This is a genomic window from Arenibacter certesii DSM 19833 (assembly GCF_000429545.1).
GTDB classification, from domain to species: domain Bacteria; phylum Bacteroidota; class Bacteroidia; order Flavobacteriales; family Flavobacteriaceae; genus Arenibacter; species Arenibacter certesii.
Genome location: NZ_AUCB01000014.1, coordinates 1 through 19,308, shown reverse-complemented (window position 1 = coordinate 19,308; position 19,308 = coordinate 1). Strand labels below are relative to the sequence as shown.

General features: G+C 36.5%; 12 protein-coding genes and 2 pseudogenes. 8 read left to right on the top strand and 6 right to left on the bottom strand.

The window, feature by feature from the left end; genetic code table 11:
* Positions 1-64: 64 nt before the first annotated feature.
* From G466_RS0108735 to G466_RS0108720, 3 genes are all read right to left on the bottom strand, one after another.
* The gene (locus G466_RS0108735) at positions 65-3,049 is read right to left on the bottom strand and encodes a DNA polymerase III subunit alpha (protein WP_026813324.1); all 2,985 of its coding nucleotides are present in this window, start codon (positions 3,047-3,049) and stop codon (positions 65-67) included.
* Positions 3,049-4,263 carry a DNA polymerase IV gene (gene dinB / locus G466_RS0108730; protein WP_026813323.1) on the bottom strand — a complete coding sequence of 405 codons (1,215 nt, stop codon included), beginning with the start codon at positions 4,261-4,263 and terminating at the stop codon, positions 3,049-3,051. The genes G466_RS0108735 and dinB overlap by 1 nt, the downstream gene beginning before the upstream one ends.
* 264 nt (positions 4,264-4,527) lie before the next feature.
* A complete protein-coding gene (locus G466_RS0108720; RefSeq protein WP_229797192.1) occupies positions 4,528-6,573 on the bottom strand; it encodes an ATP-dependent helicase in 2,046 nt (681 codons plus the stop codon).
* Between the two features lie 92 nt (positions 6,574-6,665).
* Between G466_RS0108720 and G466_RS0108715 the strand changes: the two genes are divergently transcribed.
* Positions 6,666-8,015: a GIY-YIG nuclease family protein gene (locus tag G466_RS0108715; protein ID WP_026813321.1), complete on the top strand. Its 1,350-nt coding sequence runs from the start codon at positions 6,666-6,668 to the stop codon at positions 8,013-8,015.
* Between the two features lie 62 nt (positions 8,016-8,077).
* Here G466_RS0108715 and G466_RS0108710 read toward each other — a convergent pair whose 3' ends face one another.
* The 3 genes and pseudogenes from G466_RS0108710 to G466_RS0108700 form a co-directional block, all read right to left on the bottom strand.
* On the bottom strand, positions 8,078-8,437 hold the full coding sequence (locus tag G466_RS0108710; protein WP_026813320.1) for a hypothetical protein: 360 nt from the start codon (positions 8,435-8,437) through the stop codon (positions 8,078-8,080).
* Between the two features lie 224 nt (positions 8,438-8,661).
* Positions 8,662-8,814 carry a hypothetical protein gene (locus G466_RS23835; protein WP_157373840.1) on the bottom strand — a complete coding sequence of 51 codons (153 nt, stop codon included), beginning with the start codon at positions 8,812-8,814 and terminating at the stop codon, positions 8,662-8,664.
* Between the two features lie 179 nt (positions 8,815-8,993).
* Positions 8,994-9,337: pseudogene (locus tag G466_RS0108700) on the bottom strand (IS66 family transposase); the annotation flags it as partial.
* A 72-nt stretch (positions 9,338-9,409) separates the two neighbouring features.
* Between G466_RS0108700 and G466_RS21650 the strand changes: the two are divergent.
* The 7 genes and pseudogenes from G466_RS21650 to G466_RS24700 all read left to right on the top strand — a co-directional run.
* A pseudogene (locus G466_RS21650) lies at positions 9,410-10,585 on the top strand (IS3 family transposase).
* Between the two features lie 709 nt (positions 10,586-11,294).
* A complete protein-coding gene (locus tag G466_RS0108675; protein WP_084418781.1) occupies positions 11,295-12,131 on the top strand; it encodes a CRISPR-associated endoribonuclease Cas6 in 837 nt (278 codons plus the stop codon).
* Between the two features lie 212 nt (positions 12,132-12,343).
* On the top strand, positions 12,344-14,296 hold the full coding sequence (locus G466_RS0108670) for a hypothetical protein (protein WP_026813315.1): 1,953 nt from the start codon (positions 12,344-12,346) through the stop codon (positions 14,294-14,296).
* Positions 14,297-14,298: 2 nt separating this feature from the next.
* A complete protein-coding gene (locus G466_RS0108665; protein ID WP_026813314.1) occupies positions 14,299-15,210 on the top strand; it encodes a type I CRISPR-associated protein Cas7 in 912 nt (303 codons plus the stop codon).
* 8 nt (positions 15,211-15,218) lie between these two features.
* Positions 15,219-15,992: a type I-B CRISPR-associated protein Cas5b gene (gene cas5b / locus G466_RS0108660; RefSeq protein WP_026813313.1), complete on the top strand. Its 774-nt coding sequence runs from the start codon at positions 15,219-15,221 to the stop codon at positions 15,990-15,992.
* Positions 15,976-18,756 (top strand): CRISPR-associated helicase/endonuclease Cas3, encoded by a 2,781-nt coding sequence (locus tag G466_RS0108655; protein ID WP_026813312.1) that lies wholly within the window; start codon positions 15,976-15,978, stop codon positions 18,754-18,756. Before cas5b ends, G466_RS0108655 begins: the two co-directional genes overlap by 17 nt.
* 438 nt (positions 18,757-19,194) lie before the next feature.
* Positions 19,195-19,308, top strand: a 114-nt coding sequence (locus G466_RS24700) for a helix-turn-helix domain-containing protein (RefSeq protein ID WP_157373839.1), incomplete at its 3' end; no start/stop codon positions are given.

Here is a 19,308-nt window from a genome sequence, read left to right as displayed (position 1 = left end):
TGTATTTCTTGACAAGCGTTTTCTTATAGAAAGTATTCTTAGCCCCTCATTTTACTATAAAAAATTAAATATTCTTTTGTGTCTTTTGTTCTTCAGAATATCTAGGATCAGGAATAACGGGTACTTTATACATCTCCTCTGTAGTTAATGCAAAGTATCCCAAATCCTCTGTAACTATGCCTTTAATCCAATAAATTCCCATCCCATTTAGCGCGTATTTAGCCTTAATTTTGGGAAACTGAACGCTGTCAAAACATACTCCTTCTGAATCTAGAAATGTAGAAAATGCCATATAATCCCCTATTGATGTTTTGGTAGTTTTAGACGTAACTAGTTTTCCTAAGATGGTAATTCTTTTTCCCACATTAAACTTTAAGTCCTTTTCCAATGTCAAGGGATATTTTCCAGGTTGGATTAACGAAAACATATTTTGCATGGGAAATCCCATTAATTCCAAATTATCGTAGGCATCGATAATTGAATTACCTCTTAGAACTGGCAAGTTGTAATTTAATCTTTTCGCTTTAAATAATTGCGGTTGTGCAATTTTGCTTTTATGTGCATTTTCATCCATATGCGCGCTCCACATCAATCTTTGCTTATTGGGTTCAAATTGCCTGAATGCGTTTATTCGGATCAATAACATAAGCTGCTCCAAACCAATTTTACACCGGTCCAAAAAATCATTGAAATCTTTAAAATCCCCGTACAGCTGGCGCTCTGTTAGTAGGCGTTGAACACTTCTATGTTCAAGATTCTTAATCATTCCAAATCCTAAATAAACAGTTTTACCTTTAATGCAATTTCCGTGGTCACTGTTTTTAATACACGGATTTTCTACCAATCCCCCGCAGCGTATTATTTCATTAATATAGGTATCCAAGTTATAAAAACCGCCCCCGTTATTAAGGACAGCCGTCATAAATTCTAAGGGGAAATATTTTTTCAGATACAAACTTTGATAGCTTTCCACTGCATAGGATGCAGAATGCCCTTTTGCAAATGCATATCCTGCAAAGGCTTTTATCTGATCCCAAACCTCCTCGATCACCTTAGGCTGATAACCTTTATCTTTACAGTTTTCATAAAACTTTTTTTCCAAGGCATCAAATTGTTCCTTGCTTCGCCCTTTTCCACTCATCCCCCTCCGTAATACATCGGCTTCCGCCAGGCTGAGTCCAGCAAAATAATGCGCCACCTTCAGCACGTCTTCTTGATAGACCATTACACCATACGTATCCTGCATAATCTCTAAAAGTACCGGATGGGCCTCTGATCTTTTTTTAGGAAAACGATGTCTTTCTATATAAGCATTTTTCATCCCACCATTAGTTACTCCTGGCCTTATAATGGAACTAGCAGCAACAAGACCTAGATAATCTTGCGTTTGTAATCGCGTCATTAAAGTGCGCATAGCGGGGGATTCAACATAAAATACGCCCATGCAATCCCCTGTTTTTAATAATTCATTTATTGCAGGGTCGTTTTTAAAATGTGCTATATCATTAAGATCATGTAAATCTGCGTTTGGCTGATTTTCCCTCACAAGGGCTACGGCATCTTTAATTTTAGAAAGCCCCCGTTGTGCCAGAATATCAAATTTGAAAATCCCTACAGCCTCAGCTATGTGCATATCTATCTGTAAGGTCTGAAAACCTTTTGGAGGCATAAAAGTAGCACAATAGGCCTGTACTGGCTGTTTAGTGATTACAATTCCACCCGAATGCACACTCAGGTAATTAGGAAAATTATGAATTAATTTTGCATACTTTGTAACAAGATTAAAATAATGGTCATTTTTAGTATTGCTTTTAAAACCATTTAAGAAGTCATCTAACTCCGCTTTCGGCAAACCAAATACCTTGCCCAATTCACGAATTACGGCACGATATTGAAACGTAACATAAGTGCCCATTAGGGCGGTATGGGGGAAGCGTTCAAAAATGTATCGGGTAACATCGTCCCTGTCTTTCCAAGAAAAATCGATATCAAAGTCGGGAGGAGAAGAACGATATAAATTGATAAATCGTTCAAAATATAGATCCAATTCTATGGGGTCTACATTAGTGATGCCCAGTATATAGGCCACTACGCTATTAGCACCACTCCCCCTACCTATATATGGGTAATCGTTTTTTATCGCATATTGCAGAATATCATAATTGATAAGAAAATAAGAGACGAAATCCATCTGTTGTATTGCATCCATCTCTCGCTTTATACGGTCATTAATTTGCTTATTTAAAACCTTATATCTGTTATGTTTACGTTCATTTACTAGGGAAAGTAGTAAATTATAATCCTCTTCACGAGAATCGAGATAGGTTATTTGATTCTGATTTTCCCGCGCCTCATCAAAATTAAAAATGATGGAACATTCTCCCATCAATCGTTTCGTATTATCCAGTATACCTTCAAAACCTTCAAATGAATCACCTAGATGATTAAGGGAGTACATGAAATCTTTTTTACTTCCCTGTTCGGATTCTGGCAGCTTACTTAAGACAATGTTTAAATCTATACATCTTAAAAGTCTATGTATGTTAAAATGGTTCTGATTACAGAATGTAACGGGCTGTAGAAGAACTAAGTTATCCGTAAATTTCTTCAGACGTGAAAACTTCAGCTTATTAAGGTCCGCCACAGAAATTCCAATATACCAGTCGGGAGCAAAACTCTCCATTTCATATTCTAGGACTTTCTCAAAGGGAATAATACTAATTACATTCTTAAATGACGGAGGCACATCTGGAAAAGCAGCACCTTGGTGTAGCCGTTTGGTCAAAAATTGGTTGATTTCCAAAAAGCCCTGATTGTTCTTTGCCAGCAATACATAACATCGGTCATTCCCATTACGAACATCCGTACCCACTATAGGTTTTACTCCTTGCTTAGGTGCTTCTTTTATAAATTCTAAACACGCAGAAGTACTATTAATATCCGTTAATGCCATCTCAGGGAGACCATTTACCTTCGCAAGCTCCAGTAATTGGGAAACCGAAAGTACACCGTATCGTAAGGAATAGTATGAATGACAATTTATATACATTACTGATTTCTATGTGCTAAGAGTACTGGAGGTTCCCCATCAAAAGGATTTCTACCTGAAACAACAGATTTCACATCTAAGGTTGAAGCTTTCACAACACTACCGGCGCCAAAACGATTGCGTATTTTATCCAATGATTTATAGAGGTTTAGCGTTTTTTCATTATCATCAAAGAGATTAATTTGATAATGACCACCAACCAGGTGGGAAAATTTTACCCCTATCAATCGGACTAAAATTCTACGCTCATATAATTTATTGAATAGTTCCATTACCGCAGGCAACAATATATGATCAGCACTTGTATATGGAATCCGTATCTGCTTATTATAGGTCTGGAAATCAGAATATCGAATTTTTATAGCTACGCCTCCTGTCATTTTATTGCCCAATCTCAATTGATAGGATAAGGTTTCCACCATGGCGGTAATAGTATCACGCAGTTTTTGAACATCTATGGTATCCAAATTAAAGGTTCTTTCACTGCTTATTGATTTTCGTTCGCTATAAGGGATTACTGGACAATTATCTATACCATTGGCACGGTTCCATATAGTGTGTCCATTTTTCCCTAATACATTTACCAGCATTTCTACGGGCATTTCTTGTATCAACTTTACACGATCTATTCCCATATGAATCAGCGTTTGGGCAGAAGCCTTCCCTATCATAGGAATCTTTCTAATTGCTAAGGGCGCCAAAAAATCTTTTTCATATCCGTAATCAATTTTCAACTGATTGTTGGGTTTCGCTTCTCCTGTGGCTACTTTACTAACAATTTTGTTTTGTGACAATCCAAATGAGATAGGTAGGCCAGACTCTTTTATAATACGTTTTCGTAGCTCTATGGCGAACTTATAATTCCCGAAAAACCTATCCATTCCCGTTAAATCCACATAAAACTCATCTACACTTGTTTTTTCGAACAGCGGAACTGTATCGCGAATTATATCCGTTACTAAGGTGGAGTATTTCATATAGGTACTAGCGTTACCCCTAATGACAACTGCTTCTGGACATAATTGTTTTGCCATCTGCATGGACATACCAGAACGGACACCAAATCCTCTTGCCTCATAACTACAAGCAGCCACTACGCCCCTACTTCCTGTTCCACCTACTAATACAAGCTTTTTAAATAATTCATTATGTAGCAACCGTTCTACGGAAACAAAAAAGGTATCTAGATCCAAATGCAAAATTGACTTATTCATTGAACAAAAATATGGAATATATCCAATTTATTGGATATATTCCATGTATAAAGATATTAACAAGTGGTAATGGTGGTGATTGGGAAGGATATAAAAATCATAGTATAGAAATGCAATCACTTATCGAATTCAAGCAAAATAATTCTCAGATAAATTAAGAGTTTCCTGATGTATATACCTCGCCTTAAAAATAAGCGTAAATAAAAGCGCTTAATCAGAACTATAATTCTTATCGCAAGAATTTAAACTATAAAACGCAATGCACTAACTAAAATCGAAGCCAAAATCTAAGTCTATATTATTTGGTTTTTCGGTATCCCTTGGTTTTCTATATCCTCCTTGTGGTGTTTCTTGCACCACCAAATTTTCTGGCAATTCCTCTAAAAAATAAGCACTATTGATATCCATATTTTCATCTACCCTATCCGTATCACTATGGTATGCATTTAAAGAATCAGTGGTTCTAGTGATAATTAGTTCATTTTTAGCCCTGGTTAATGCCACATAAAGCACTCGCCTCTCTTCTTCAATTTCTTCATTGCTTCCCAAGCTATAGGAAGATGGATAGGTCTTGGGAGAAACATTCAAAACAAAACAAACATCTGCCTCTAAACCTTTCGCAGAATGTACGGTAGATATTATTACATGATCCCTTTTTTCGGTGGTCTTAATCTTGGAACCTTCTAACATATGGGTACCACCAAGACCAGTAGAATTATCTAAAATACCTTCGGTAATAAATTCTCCAAGAGTAGAATAATGCGCTGCTAACATTTCGAGCACAGGAAAATCTCCTTTTCTTTTTTCTATCCAATCCTTTGGATATTTTAATGCCAGGTCAAATTCCATCTCTTCGTAAAGCTTAGATACTGCCTGTTTTACATTGTGTTTATTACTAGAAACGGCATCATAATAAGATTTAATCTTTTCTCCCTCAGGCCCGGGAATTATACTGCTTAGAAAATCACCTGTAATGTCTTCCGGATCAATACTCAATATCTTGTGTAAATAATTACTAGCACGCACCTCCCCTATCCCATGTACAAATGTTAGATAACGCATCCACGCAATTTGATCCAATGGATTATTAATGACACGGAAAATTGCAACGACATCCTTTATATGGGCAGCTTCCAAAAACTTTCTACCTCCATAGGTTTCATAAGGAATCTTCTTCTGAAGAAATACAGCCTGTAACGGTTTCGTATAATATTGTGAACGGCTAAGAATTAAAAAATCAGAAAAGCGCTTACCTCCATCTCTAAAATCTTTGAGTATTTTCTCTGCAATATAGTTGGCTTCCTCAAATTGGTTGGTGGCATTTAAAATTACTGGTTTTTTGCCAGCACCACGATGGGAGCTAAGTTTCTTATTGTATATGATGGGAGACTTCTCTAACAGCCAATTGGAGAGATCCAAAATTTCTTGGGTAGAACGATAGTTTTTATCCAATTTCTTTATCTCAGAATTTACAACACGCTCTTTAAAAGAATGTACATTTTTAAAATCCGCCCCCCTAAATGAATAAATAGACTGTGCATCATCCCCCACACAAAATAGCTTAGCTATATTCTCAAAAGGTGCCAATAAAAACCATTGTAACGGATTAGTATCCTGCATCTCATCTACCAAGATATGCTCGTAGGCTTTTGAAAGGATTTTTCGTGCTTCCTCATCTTTGTTCAACCTATTTCCTACCACCAAAAGGAGATCGTCATAATCTAAATATTTCTGCTCAATCTTTAATTTTTGATATTCTCTTATCAATAACTCTAAGACTGGCCGTACCTCTTCAATCTCTTCATCCGTTTCTGAATCTACCTTACCTTTAAATAATTGCATCCTAATAGCCGCTGTCAGGTTTATCCGAGTATTTCGTGCGAATGAAAATAGATCTAGGATTTTTTGGGGCTTTATTCGTACTTTCCCGTAACCGGTATTCTTATTACCACATGCCATTTTCATTAAAGACAATTGATCATCGGCATCTATGAGCGTAAAATTAGCCGCACCAAATAGATTCGGGAAATTTGTGATTAACTGATTACACCAACTATGAAATGTAGAACCATTTAAAGCCTGGGCATTTTTTTCGGGAATTACAGCCTTTACTCGTTCTACAATTTCACTTGCAGACCTTTTAGTAAAAGTCAAGATTTGGATTTTCTCCGCCAATACCCCACTCTCTATCAAATGTGCAGCTCTCCCTACGATTGTTTTCGTTTTTCCAGTACCAGCGCCGGCCAAGAGTAAAAGGTGCTTTCCCTTAAAATTAATAGCTTCTTTTTGCTCCTTATTGTATTGCTCCAAAATAATATGTTTTCGGTATAAAGATAAAAAACAATATCCTGTTTATGGAAATATTCCATAATTTTGTATTTTTTCCAACAAAATCTATGTGAATGAGGTTATCTTTTATTTCAATAATCTGCTCAAGCAACAATTTAAAAATTTCAAAATTGCTGGGGCTAGCGATTCTTACCATTGAAGATGGGACTATTATTTCGGAATTTGAGAGCTTTGTAAAAGTGGTGCCTCATTTATCTAAGTCAGAAAGAGCAGCGCTTAACTTAGATTATTCAAAAATAAGATCCGCCCCAACATTAAGTGATATTGCTCCCGAAATTATTGAGATAATTGAAAATACTCATACTGTTTTCATAGACCAGTTTTCCTGCTCCATTTTTAAAAAGGCTTTTAGAGAAATAGGTTACCCAGCGGGGAGTGCAAACATCATACTAGAAAAAGCTTATAAAAATTATTTAAAGTCCACCACTCCTTTTAGCTTGTACAATGCTATGGAGCTCTTAAAAATACAACAGCCCTTACATTCCTTAAGGGACATTTGTTTGGCAATGGAGAAAATATTGGACACATTAAATACCATTAGCTCCGATAACAATCCCGTTTTAAGTAGCATGGAAAATGAACGTTCTGACGGGAATGAAATTGACTTCAGTCACCTACCAAAATCACCAGGGGTTTATTTTTTTAAAGATTATAATGACCAAACAATTTATATAGGAAAAGCTAAGAATATTTCTAAACGGGTTAGAAGTCATTTTACCAGCAGGTTGAAATTTGAACTGGAATTATGCCGACAGACCACGAGTATTGATTTTGAAGAAACGGGAAGTGAAGTTATCGCTCTACTTTTGGAAGCTCATTATATACATTCCCTTAAGCCAAAGTATAATACACTTCAAAAAGAAATTATTGACCCCTATATTATTACCTCCAAAATGGATTCCAAAGGGGTTCTGAGAATTCAACTGGTTCAGAAATCGTATTCCGATAATCAAAATGAATTCTATTACAACAGAACCTCGGTTTTGCAAAAAGTTAAGGAGGTACAGCAAAAGTTTAATTTATGTAATAGATATGCAGGTATAGAACGAACTTCTAATAAATGTAATGACCCTATTTTTTGTAAGGGAATTTGTGAGGGTAAGGAAGATAAACAATCTTATAATCAACGAGTTCATAAAGCGCTGGATTATATTTTTGCGCAACGACCAAGTTATATTTTAAAATTGAGAGGTCGCTCTGCATTCGAAGAAAGCCTTGTTCTGGTAAAAAATGGAATTTATCAAGGTTTCGGATTCATTGATAAAGAGGCAAATATAAATTCCATAGCGGATATTGAAAGTTTTATAAAGTATTATCCGCATAACTATTTTACCGCAAGAATATTAGATCAATACTTTAAAAATACTAGACCAAGCTTACAAAACGTAATACGACTAACATAAAAAGTCAACTTCTTTTGTTTTAATAGAAGTTTCACCAAATTAAGAAAGCCTCCTAATTTCAACTACCTTTGCATTGGAATATTTACAAACATGCAAAGCTCTTGGAACTCGTCAATAGTTTTGTGTCCAGCATGTGGAGTTGTTAAAAAATCCCCTAAAGATATCCTCGCTAGATCTTCGGTAGATCCTTCCAACACATCTATGCCATCCATTGCTTCTAAAACGTTCATTGCGCGGGTAGATAAGGGCAGTCGGTAAATTTTAGTGTCCTTATTGACTCCAATGAATTTCGGTAATGAACCCACCTCACCTTCCGTTTCTCTAAAGAGTTCGGAAACTTGCCTCCGGAACTGCTTTACAATTGCCAAGGCTTCTATAAATTCATGGTAAGTGATTTCATCCTCTTTATTAACTCTTCTCATAAGATGCTGTTTAAATTGGTTTTGTAGGTATTCACACTCCGCTACATGATTGAAAAAAATATTGCAAAAAAACTCACTACAAAATACAATTTTTGAAAAAAATCAATAAGGATGTTTTTAATTTTAAAGATTAGATGACGGCTCTAGCCATGACCAGCCAATTTAGCAATATCATCGTTTTGAAAACGCAAACAGCGACAAATATGCTATGCAAAAGTCTATATTCAGTTGATGTTGAACTCCTCAAAATAAAGCATTAATTCTTTATAAAGCTCACTTTCAACAGTGGTATAGAAAGGTAAAAACACTTCCAGATACGGATTATCAAAGAAAAGCAATTCTTTTGAGGAGTATTCACCCCATTTAAAGAACTTCATATAGGTGTTTACCTTATTAAGGGAAATATCCAGAGTAAGTATCTATCCCACGAACCACGTCTTGCAAGGCAGATTAATTCTTCTAAGCTCTTCCTCCTGTATTAGTTTTATGCTTTTTTAAGTTTTTAATAATTCTGTTGATAAAAGTCCCAGATATCCTTGTGGTTGATGGGCGTGATATTCTCCACTGGATTATTATCGATCTCCAGTATCCTGTCATAAAGATAGGCGCTGAGCTGGTCCCAACGATCCATGGTATAGCGGAAGGCGTCTCCTATGGGACTCTTGGGAGGGATTATCTGGTGCTTCACATGATCAAACATCCATCTCCCAAATTCATCGATTACCGGTAAAGACTCCTTCAGTCTTAGGGCCATTCTCTCCCGGGGAGTCAGTTTCCTTTCCCTGGCATCGGTTTCAACGGCATAGAGTTTCTGGATAAAGGTCATGCTTTTTTCCGCACGCTCTTTATTAATAATTACCTTCGGGCATAGGCCCAGCAGTTTAAGTGGGTCACCCCCTCGAGATTAGACTAACTATATTTGACTGGACACAAGGGTAAGAGCATATTTGCCATTTAATTTAACCTTGTAAAATGTCAAGAGTAAAAAGGAATTACACCGTAGAGTTTAAGCAAAAAGCAGTTGAACTAAGCTATGCCAGAGGAAGCGTTGTTGAAAGATACCGGGAACTGGACAAACCTTCATCGCTATTAAGGCGCTGGCGCAGGGAGTCCAAGGATCTTGGGGAAATTAGTTTTCCAGGAAAGGGAAACCCTAAATTAACGGACGAGCAACGGGAAATTGCAGAATTGAAGAAGAAGTTGAGGAATGCCGAACTAGAAAGGGGTATCTTAAAAAAGGAAAAAGCCATCTTCTCCTAGAGCGACAGGAAAAATATAGGTTTATAAAACCCCATAAATTTAAATTTCCAATTGGGAAGATGTGCGAAAAGTTCAAGGAAAGTAAAAGCGGGTATTACGACTGGTTGCGAAAGTCTCCTTTCAAAAGAGAGACGGATAACGAGGCTATATCATCTGCCATCCGAGATGTTTATGAGGATAGCTATGGAGTTACGGGGCACCGAGGATCAGGGCGGAGCTCCAGAAAAGGGGATATCGCATCTCAAGACCTAGGGTAGTTAGTATAATGACGGCGAATAACCTGTATGCCAAGAAAAAGTGTAAATTTCAAACCACGACTCACAGCAAGCACAACTATCCAATTTCACCCAATTTATTAGATCAGGACTTTACCGTCTCTAGTCGGAACCATGTTTGGGTGTCGGATATAACCTATATAAAGACCAAACAAGGCTGGATGTATATAACGGTAATTATAGATCTGTTCCACCGGAAGGTCTTCGGATGATTGATGGGCCAAACTTTAAGTACCGGCGTATCTATAGTCCCTGCATGGAATATGGCCATTAAATTGAATAATATCACAGAGGAACTTATATTCCATTCGGATAGGGGAGCTCAATACGCCAGTTCCACCTTTACCGATATCCCGAAAAAGAAATAATGGGTCGATAAGACAAAGTATGAGCAGAAAAGGTAATTGTTTGGACAATGCAGTAGCTGAATCATTTTTTAAGAGCCTAAAGGTAGAATGGATCTATGCACATAGCTATAGCCTAAGGTAAGAAGCCGAGCTTAACTGTCTTCCAATAGATAGAAACCTGGTATAACAGAAGGAGAATAGACTCCTCTATAGGGTTTAAGACTATAGAGGAAATAGTATTGTATAATCAAAGAATAGTAGCATGACTCTTATCTAATTTTCTACTTAATTGTTGTAAGTCCAAGCCAAAGTTTACCATAATCTTTGTAAAGATTAATCGATGAAAGAACCGCAATAGTTCCAAAAACGACAGCACCTACAATCAGTCCATAATTTCCTCGTCTCATAAAAGCATGTATGTTCTGATGGATTTTGTCTTTTATCACGTTCTAGGCGACCAACCAATTGGCGGTATTTTCGATTAACTTATTCATTTTTCCAAAAAACTGATTTCCAGATAATTAAAAGAATTTAGGCCTTTATACATTTTCAATGTTATAGCTCAAAATATGGATAGGGATTTACCAGGTTTTGTGGGTAGGTAGAAGAAAAGTCAAGCGGCCCTTCGCCGCATGCACTTTCGAAGGGTCGAGGGGGTCGAGAAAACCGGAACTTAGGGTCACCCTTGTGGACCGGCATAGCGTGTCCGCCGAGGAAGGATTAGAGCTGAAGAGTTTTTCGACTTCCGCAGGGGCTTGCAGTTATCGTGTTTAAGTACTTTTAGGCTCCTTCAATTTCTTAAAAGGCACTAACAATGAACCTATATACCGTTTAAGAATTACGTCCGGTACAAATTGCAAAAGCTCTTAGTTTTATTCATCAGTATGCTTACCTACAAAGCAATAAATAACAAAATCCCACTTTTGGCCTATTTTAATATTAAAAGAAGTCGTATTTTTCAACTTGAACACTTACATGAATCGAATGCGCTTTTCCATTATCCTGACACCAACCTCTAATAATGAGGTTATCCCGATTAATTACCAGTACCCCTTAAGTGCGGCAATTTATAAGGTATTGGCGGAAGCTGATGCTGAATATGCCACGTTTTTGCACGAAGAAGGCCATAAAGTGGATAATGGACTTAAAAACTTCAAGCTATTTACCTTTTCTGACCTCAGGGCAAGATTCAAGTTGACCGGCGATCGTATGAAACTGTCCTCTCCGGCAAAAGTATCAGTGTCATTCCATTTGCCCGAAACGGCTCAAAACTTTGTAAAAGGACTTTTTAAGGAAAGGCAAATAACCTTAGCCGACAAAAAAAGCAAGGCCACCTTTTTGGTGGAACAAATTACCTCATTACCGTCTTTTAATTTACCTGAGAGATTAATTTCAACAGTCTGTTTTGGACTTAGTTCGATGCTGATCTGCGGAAAAAAAAATACGAAGGGAAATTACGAATTTCTGTCACCCGAGCACCGCGACTGGGATGCCCTGATGTTACATAACTGGAAAGAAAAATGCAAAGCTGCTAAGCTACAGCAAACCCAAATAGAGCAAGATAGTATGTGTATCACCCCCATTTTTAAAATAGAAAAACCAAAGAGCCGTTTAATCGTTGTCAAGGCGAACACCAAAGCGCAGACAAGGATTAAAGGTTATTATGGCTTTGAAGTAGTGGCAACGGGAAGCAAAATGGCATTGCAACTGCTCCAAAATGCAGGTTGTGGGGTTCACAACAGCCTAGGGTGCGGCTTCTTGGAAGCTGTAGAAATAGAAAAAAGTACAGAATATAAAACTGACGCTTTTTAAACTATGGCAATTATTTTTAGAATAAAACTTGAGGGTTCTCCGAAACCGCAAATATGGTAAAAGTTAAAGATGAACGAATCATCGTCGTTTTTGAATTTGCTTTGGGTGATCCAAAGGAATTTTGGTTGGCATAGTTCGCACCTCTTTCCATTCTCGCCCAAGAAAAGAGAAATTGAGAAAGGAAATTATGGAAATGAAAAATAGATTTTTACATGCTTAAAGAATTAATAAATTTTACCAACAGCCTGCCCGACAACTTTAAAAGTCTCGGAGCGATGCCAAAAGAAGGACTTCATATTCTTTTACAAGTCGATGATAAAGGAAATTTGAATATTAAATCCGAAAATATTCAATTCGGATTTTACTCGAAAAAGTTAAAGGATGAATTGAGTGCCGTTCTTGAAAAGTGCAAACGACTTCAAGAAAATGCTTGGTGTGTGAACACCAACAAATGTTTTGATTTGCCCATGAAAGCAATTCAATCTTGTTCTCCTATCTGCGTTGCTTTTAAAAAGGAACACATACAAGGTGGGGTTAAATATAAGTCAAATTTGGATAAAGGAAAACCTCAAATACAAGAACGCTTTAGTGATTATTTTGACAAGGCAGAAAGCATGTTGACCGAAGACGAGATCCTCAAAAAAGCCTCTTTGAACTTCCAAACTTTTTTCTTGAACAAATCCTGGGAAATTGTTTTGAACGATATTAAAAATCAAAGAGATGCTCAATTTCAGATTTTATCCAATAAGGTAGAAGCACTAAAAGAACGCCAGAAGAGTGTGAGTGATAAAACAGAAAAGGATTCGTTAAAACAGCAAATAACCGATGCTCAAACCCAAATGACCCACTTCCAGCCTTTAACGGATAGTGACTATATATTGTTCTATTTGGATTTTCCTCTTGAAACCTATAAAACCACCCATGGTAAATATTTGGGCGATAAACTTTTCAATACAGATAAGTACAACACTGATCCAAATGAAGAGGGGTTGATTTATGGTACCAATGACTTTCAGAACGGGTACAACGCAAATATGCCATTTTTGATGCACCAGACAGCGACCTTTGATATCACGGGGCGCATTTCCAACTTAGAGGCGAAAGCTCTATATGAATTTAGCAATGTACTCCCTAGAAAAAACTTGCCCAACCCTCTGCCAATCTTTATTTTTAATGAGGAATTCAAAAAGAAAGTGATTGCCGCGTATTCGGAAAAGCGTATTTCGTTTACTGAAATTGTTAAAGAATTATACAATGTATATAAAGATGATTTTAGAAATTACTACCTCCTAAACTGGTCAAATACCCAAAACGGCATCGTTTTCAACGATTTTGATTTTGTCTCCCAATTTCAATTTGAAGTGGGCGGCACGAACAAGTGGCTTCATATTGAAAACCTTTTCAATTTATATGAAGATGGCAAACCAAAACACTATCCTATTATAACGGATATATTTCATTTAGAGGAAAAAGTCCTAAAATATCTAGTGCGGAACAAATACCATAAGGTCGATTATTTTTCGGATTTCAAGAAGGAAGATTATGCAAGCCGCGATTTTACCTTTCTCTCTTTTTGCAAGTACCGAAAAGCGATTTATGACTATGTCTATAAATCCAATAGGGCTACAATTCACGGAAAGCAGTTTGACGAACTTGTTTTTAATGGTATTAAAGATGACTTACATAACTCAAGTGAGCATGGAATAAAAAATAAATTAAATATATGGTACAGCCTGCACAATTATTTTCATAAGTCCAACACTAAAACAAACAATACCATGGCAAATAAATTAAAAGAGCATCAAAACTTTGTTGCTACACTCATCGAAGAAACCGCAGAAACGGCATTAGCAACAGATAATGATTTCGCCTTTGCTGCTGGCCAGGTCATCTATTATTTGATAAATAAAAGCAAATCTGAAGACAATAGCTTGCGCTTACTGGAACCCTATCTGCAAAAAAGTAATTGCAGAGAGTTTCAGCTAACGATTACTAAAGATTTGGAACGCTATAAACATGAAAAATTTTCTAGAAACTTTAGTAAAGTTGCGGCTTTTGTATTGGCGCACAATACCGAAGAAAACGTAAAGAATTTACATCCAGAATTATTATCCGGTCTTTTTTCAGACAATCAATTATATTCCAACAATAATAAAAACGATTAAAAATGGCACAACAATTCAATAACCGCGTGTACGGATTTGCAATGATTAAATCCATTAATTCCAACTACAATGCAGACTTTTCGGGTCAGCCGAGAAAGTTGCCAAACGGCAAGATTTACGCAACAGATAAGGCTCTTAAATATTCTATTCGTTACTATTGGAAACATGCTTTACAAGAGAACGTATTTTACTTCAAGTCGTTGACAGATGATATGTCGCCAAGAACGTTGGACGAAACTTATGAAAAGAATTTTGGAAAAATCACAAAGAAAGGCAACGAGTTAAGAAAAGAACTTCTTAAAAACATTCTTTCCGTTTTGGACGTGAAATTGTTCGGAGGAACCTACGCTGGAGCCACTAATATTTCCATTCATGGAACTTGTCAAATAACCCCTGGGTTAAATCGTTTTCCCGAAGATGTTATTTATTCCGAACAAATTATGTCTCCATTTAGAAACCCTGGCGAAAAGAGCAAAGAGAGTACCATGACCACCCTTGGCACACAGTCCAAATTGGAGGAGGGTCATTATGTTCACCATTTTTCTATCAACCCAAAAAACATTGAGGAAGATACAGAAAGAGTTGATGCGAAAGGACTTACACAATCGGATATAGATAAACTAAAGGAAGGTCTCAGAAAAGGTGCAAGCTTTTACGATAGTGCCGCTAAGGCAGGAACTGAAAACGAAATGCTTTTTTGGGTCAAACTTAAGGAAGGCTCAAAACTTGTAATGCCATCGTTTATTGAATTTGTAGATGTAGCCAAAGATGGCACCATAGATTTACGAAAGATTGCGACATACCTCAAAGATGATGCTGTAAAGCAAGAGATCGAGACCTTGGAAATTTATTATCACAAAGCAGTTACCAATGTTATCAACCTGCCAGAAAATGTAAATTTCCAAACTATTTAAAAAAATCTATGCAACTTATATCATTTGATTTGCAAAGTAATTTTGGCTTTTTTAGAAAACCCGAAACTAACAATACTCTGAATGTATCGTATAATATGATACATAAACCTGCCTTGCTAGGTATTTTAGGGGCAATTATTGGACTTGCAGGGTATCGAAAAAAAGGAGAGTTACCGGAGTATTATGAGAAACTGGCAGACTTGAAAATTGGCATTTCGCCCTTAGATCATGATAATGGTAATTTTTCAAAAACACCTATTAAATATTCCAATACGGTAGGCTATGCCAATAAAGGCACTAATTTTTTGACCGAAGAACTTACATTGATTTCACCGAAATATCGGGTATATCTCTTAATAGATGAGGCGATCGAAACACAGCGTCGTTTGTTGCGTAATTTGGAAACTGGAAACTCTGAGTTCATTCCGTATTTTGGTAAAAACGAATTTACGGCGTGGTGGGACAAACAATCGGTTTTGAAGTACAACTATACCCTTGCCGAGCTAAATAGACATAAAAGTGTTCCTATCCTTTCCTTATTCGTGAAAAATCAAAACATCACAAAAAATAGTGAAGTAGCCGAAGTTGATTTTCTAAGCGAATGGGAATCTGATGAAAATCCGTTTATGTATTTTGAGCGTTTGCCCGTGGGCTTTAACCTAGATTTAATGCAATACCAATTGGAAGAAATGGTTTTTAGCAATTACGAGATAAAGAACGCCCACACATTGCAAAACCTATATCATCTGACCACCGAAAATCGTTATGTGCAACTTCATTAATAGTATTTCGAACATATTGGCGGATTATAGGGAAAACGAAAGTATTGAAAAGCAATTATTAAATGCAGACGTCTATTATGCACATACCCCAAACAGAAATTCGTCGAAAAAACCGGAGACCTTGGCGGAGCATTTGGACTTGGTAAAAGATTATTTTGAAGCCACAGTGAAAATTCATAATCTGGACGAGCCGATAGACGGCCTTATTTTTGATTATTTGGCATCCTTTAGCGTTAATTCTAACCAACTGGCAAGCTATTTAAAGAAAGTATTCGTTCACTGTATTTGTTACCATGACCACGGGAAAGTCAACGAGAATTTTCAGGCGAGTCCTGAAAAGATGAACAATTCTTTTTTTTGGGGTAAGGAGAATTCTGGGAATACGATTGGAACACAACACTCTACCTTGAGTTCGTTTATTTTTCTTAGTCATAAAATCGATGAAGCCTTGATTTTATTCAAGGGAAAAGAACAGGTCATTGCAATGTCTTATATATTGATGTTTTCATATCCCATCTATAAACATCATGGTAAATATTTAGACGATGATTTTCTATCAAAATTGGTCAGGGAAAATCTATTGGCAGATAAATTAGAGGTTTATCTTTCTCTTTTTAAAAAAGAATGTAATTCAAAAATTGTATCACGAATTTTGCTAGGCCTTGAAAAAGCACTTCCAAGAATTGCATTTAGCGATTACGCCAGGTCATTTCATTTGTACCAATTGATACGATTGAACTTTTCCCTTTTGACCGCCTCGGATTATTTGGCTACCAACGAATATATGAACAAATCATCAATTACAGATTTTGGAGTATTGAGCAAAGAACGAATCGACGAAATTTTTGTAAAAGTAAGCACAAACGATTGGCTTGATGAACAGGAAACAAAACGAAACTTCAACGAAAAAACCTATCAGCAGCTAGCGGTTCTAAGTTTGAAAAAACCATCCAGAAAAAGCAACGAAAACCTTAACCTTCTGCGCCAGCAAATGGCAACCGAAGCAATACGAAACATACGGTTGAACCATGAAGAAAAACTATTTTATATCGAGGCACCTACGGGCGGTGGCAAAACGAACATTTCTATGCTGGTCACCTTAGAATTACTGAAGCTAAATCCCTATTTGAATAAAGTTTATTACGTTTTTCCATTTACCACCTTAATCGACCAAACCTACAAAAGCATCAAAGAAAACCTTGGATTAGGAGAAGATGAAATTGTCGCATTACATTCAAAAGCTGACTTTGGAAAAGAGGAGGATGAAGATGACGATTATGGTCAAAACCGTAAAAACTACATCAACCATTTGTTTTTGAACTATCCGTTCAGTTTACTATCTCACATCAAGTTTTTTGAGATTTTGAAGACCAATGCTAAAGAACAAAACTACATATTGCACCGGTTGGCTAATTCTGTCGTGGTTATTGATGAATTACAGACCTACGCCCCTCAACACTGGGACAAGGTTATTTATTTGGTTCAAAAGTATGCCAAATCATATAATATCAGGTTTGTGATCATGTCGGCTACTTTGCCAAAACTACATCGTCTTAATGTTGAAGCAGATACAGCTAACTTTGTTTATCTGTTGCCAAATGCTCGTTCAGATTATTTCCAAAATACCAACTTTAAGGATAGGGTCTCCTTTAATTTTGAACTTGCGGAAAAAAAGATTCATTTGACCGAATTAGCCGAAATATTACTCAAAGAATCCAAAAAATATTCATTATGTGACTATGGGCAGGTAAAACCAAAAGATAGCGTTTATACCATCATAGAATTCATTTTTAAAAAATCTTCCACCGAATTTTATAACGAAATCCAAAAAATAAATCATGGTTTTTTCGAAGAGGTTTTTGTGCTATCAGGCACAATATTGGAACATCGACGACGACATATCATCAACTTTTTAAAACGAAAAGAGAATCGTAATAAAAGAATTTTACTGATTACAACACAGGTGGTGGAAGCAGGGGTAGATATAGATATGGATCTTGGTTTTAAGGACAAATCGCTTTTGGACAGCGATGAACAATTGGCAGGAAGGATCAACCGTAACGTGGGCAAAGAAAACTGCCAACTGTTTCTGTTCAATTACGACAAAGAGGCACTAATCTACGGCGAGGACTACCGTTTACAAGTGACGAGAAATCTTTCAAAAAAAGAGCAACAACATATTTTGGAAAGCAAAGATTTCGATTTGCTCTATGATAAGGTTATCGCATACAAAAATAGTTCTAACCTTGAAGAACATAGAAAAGGATTCTATGATTATCTTCAATATATCGATAAGTTAAAATTTGAATCCGTACAGAAGCAATTCAAGCTTATTGAACAGGAGAATTTGGGTTGTTTTATTCCAATGAAAATTTCCATAGCTGTAAAGGGCGAAACAATCGATAACAATGAAGAAATCTTTACTACAAGCGATTTGCGGTTTTTATCCTCTTTTGAAGTTTTGCCAGATGTGAATTATAAGATATGTGGTGAAGAGGTATTTGACTTGTATATTGATTTGATATATTGCAAAAATGGATTCTTGGAAAAAAGAATACAACTCAAACGGATACAATCCATACTCTCCAAATTTGTATTCTCACTGTTTAAAACCTCCGCTATAGAGAGCCAATTAATTCATTTTTCAGATATGGAAAAAAGCATCTATGGTTATTATTATGTAGAAAATTGGAACGGTTTTTATAAGGAAGCATTTGGAATTGATGATAAGGAGTTTAATAGTGTTGATACCCAATTCCTATAGGTTTAGGCATGCAAAAACGATAATAATATCCTTTTTGTACATTCGAATGTGTAAAACATAATCAAAATAGCACATCTAGATGTACAAAAAAAGCTAAAAGGTGTCTTTTGGACAAGACAGAAATATAATAAAAGTGTGGATAGAAGTAGATAAAAAGCAAATTCTAGATAATATATTGGTAAATTGAAAGTAAACGCAACCCTCATAAATCTATATTGGATATACTGGAGCATGCTGACCCCTCTAAAGCCTAATCAATAAGTAACTGCCGTTCTGGCGGATGCTGACCCCCCTTTGAAAAATAAGATAGCTAGATTTTTAAATTATTCTGGAGCATGTTGACCCCTCTGGATGATTTATTTGGGAGCATGCTGACCCCCCTAGCTATTTTCTTTCTGGTTTTGGTTTATTTGATGAATACCATCAAAAAGATAACCAATGGCCGGAAAATCAAAACCAATGAGTCAAGTAAAACAAATACTTCGCCTGCACTGCCAGGGAAAAGGATTTAAAACCATTGCCAGGACCCTGTCGGTGAGTAAAAACACCGTG